The 2926-nt window shown below is 75.2% G+C and carries 1 protein-coding gene; it reads left to right on the top strand.

The window, feature by feature from the left end:
* A partial coding sequence (locus tag B9S61_RS10345) for a non-ribosomal peptide synthetase (RefSeq protein WP_146064770.1) occupies nt 1-2926 on the top strand: 2926 nt, incomplete at both ends.

The raw sequence follows: 2926 nt of genomic DNA, 5'->3' as shown, positions 1-2926 counted from the left end.
GCTGCGCTCCGCCGGGATCACCGCGGGCGAGCCCGTGGGCGTGCTGCTGCGCCGCGGGCCGTGGTCGGTCGCCGCCATCGAGGGCATCTGGCGGGCGGGGGTCGCCTACGTGCCCCTCGACCCGGAACTGCCCGCCGAGTGGCTGCGGTACATGGCAGAGGAGGCCCGGCTGGCCTGTGTGGTCACCGAACCCGGCACCGCCGATGCCGCCGCACCGCTCGCACCGGTCACGGTGGACGTCACCGCGCTGCCCCCGGCCGCCGATGCCCCCCGCCACCGGCCGCACCCCCGCGAACTGGCCCATGTCATCTTCACCTCCGGCTCCACCGGCAGACCCAAGGCGGTCGGCGTCGAGCACGCCGCCCTCGCCTCGCACGTCGCCGCCGCCCGGCAGCGCTACGCGATCACCTCCGCCGACCGGGTACTGGCGTTCGCCTCCTTCGCCTTCGACGCCTCGCTGGACCAGGTGCTGCCCGCCCTCACCTGCGGTGCCACCGTCGTCATGCGGCCCGACGAGCCCTGGCTGCCCACACAGGTGCCCGAGATCGTCCAGAGGTACGGCCTGACCGTCGTCAACGTGCCGCCCACCTACTGGTCGGAGCTCACGCTCTCCCTCGACCGGCGGCTGGCCGCCGCCCTGGGCTCCCTGCGGCTGCTCGTCCTCGGCGGGGAGGCCGTTCCCGCCGACACCCTCGCCACCTGGCGCGCCGCCGTCCCGGGAGTACGGGTCTGCAACGCGTACGGGCCCACCGAGACCACGGTCACCGCCGCCACCCACGACGCCGACGGCCCCCCGGGGAACACCGTGCCCATCGGCCGGCCCCTGGGCGACCGCCGTGTGTACGTCGTCGACACCGAGGGCGAACCGGTCCCGGTCGGCGTCGCGGGCGAACTCCTCATCGGCGGCACGGAGCTGGCCCGCGGCTACCTCGGACGCCCCGCACCGACCGCCGAGCGCTTCGTCCCCGACCCGTACGGACCGCCCGGCGGCCGCCTCTACCGCACCGGCGACCTCGTGCGCTGGACGCCCGGAGGTGAGCTGGAGTTCCTCGGCCGCCGCGACGACCAGGTCAAGATCCGCGGCTTCCGGATCGAACTCGGCGAAGTGGAGACGGTGCTGCGGGCCTGCCCGCCGGTCGCCGCTGCCGCCGCCCGCCCCGACCGGGCCACCGGACGCGGACTCGTCGGGTACGTCGTACCCGCCCCGGACGCCCCCGCCGCGCCCGGCCGCGCCGAACTGCGCGCCTGGTGCGCCCGCTACCTGCCGCACTACGCCGTGCCGTCCGAGTTCGTCGTCCTGGACGCTCTCCCGGTCGGCGTGTCCGGCAAACTCGACCGCTCGGCCCTGCCCGACCCCGCGCACACCCGCCCCACCGACGATCCGGCGTACACCGCGCCCCGCGACGAGACCGAGCGCGTCGTCGCCGAGGTGTGGGCCGATGTCCTCGGCCTGGACCGGATCGGCATCGACGACGGCTTCTTCGACCTCGGCGGCCATTCCCTGCTCGCGACCATGGCGGTCTCCCGGATCGCCCAGCGCCTCGGCCGTGAGATCGAACTGCGCACCGTCTTCGAGCACCCCACCGTCCGCGGTTTCGCCCCACAGGTGGCGGCCGCCCGCGCCGGCGGAGCCGCCGAGGTCGTCCCCGTCGACCGCACCAGGCCACTGCCCCTGTCCTTCGCGCAGGAACGCCTGTGGTTCCTGGACCGCACCTCCGACCACGGCGAGTCGTACCTGCTCCGGTACTGCTGGCGGATGCGCGGGGGCCTGGACCGTGCCGCGTGGCAGGCGGCCCTGGACGACCTCGCCGAGCGGCACGAGGTGCTGCGCACGGCCCTCGTCGAGACCGGCGGCCGCCCGGTGCAGCAGGTCTGCGACCCGGGCCCGGTGCCCCTGCTCTGGGAGGCGGCGCCGCAGGCCCCCGACGAGCAGGCCCGCCTGGAGGCCGTACGGCGACTGGCCGCGGCACACGCCACCCGCCGCTTCGACCTCGGCCGGCCGCCGCTGCTGCGGGCCGGCGTGTGGGAACTGGCCGACGACGACCACGTCGTCCTGCTCGCCTTCCACCACGCCGTCACCGACGGCTGGTCCAAGGGCGTCCTGCTGGACGAACTCGGGCGGCACTACGCGGCCCGCCGGGCGGGCGGGCGCGCCCCGTCCGCACCGCTGCCCGTGCAGTACGGCGACTACGCCGTGTGGCAGCGCGACCGCGCCGACAGCGGCGCCCTGGAACCTCAACTCGCCTACTGGCAACGGGTCCTCGACGGCGCACCGGTGCTGGAACTGCCCACCGACCGGCCGCGGCCGCCCGCCTTCACCGGCCGCGGCGGTGCCCTCGAGATCGACCTGCCCCCGGCCCTCGTCGACCGCGCCGACGCCCTCGCCCGCGACCGCGGCGCAACCCGCTTCATGGTGCTGCTGGCCGCCGCGCAGACAGTCCTGGCCCGCTGGACCGGACAGACCGACATCTGCGTGGGCACACCCGTCGCCGGACGCGGACGGCTCGAACTGGAGCCGCTGATCGGCTTCTTCGTCAACACCGTCGTCCTGCGCACCGACCTGTCCGGGCGGCCCTCCTTCGGCGCCCTCGTGGACCGCGTACGCGACGTCGTCCTCGGCGCCTTCGACCACCAGGAAGTGCCCTTCGAACAGGTCGTGGAGCGGCTGCGGCCCGAGCGCGACCTGTCCCGCAACCCGCTGTTCCAGGCCATGGTCGACGTCCAGGAGTCCTCCACCGCCGACGCCGGCCTGCCCGGCACGCAGACGGCCGACTTCGCGCTGCCCTGGGGGTCGGCCAAGTTCGACCTGACCGCCACCTTCGTGATCCGGCCGGACCGGTTCGCCCTCAACGTCGAGTACGCCGCCGATCTGTTCGACCCGGACACCGTGACCCGGTTCGCCCGCCACGTGGGACGCGCCCTCGAG

This window comes from Streptomyces sp. SM1 (genome assembly GCF_002910825.1).
GTDB lineage: Bacteria > Actinomycetota > Actinomycetes > Streptomycetales > Streptomycetaceae > Streptomyces > Streptomyces okerensis.
This window is presented reverse-complemented; position numbering and strand designations above follow the sequence as displayed.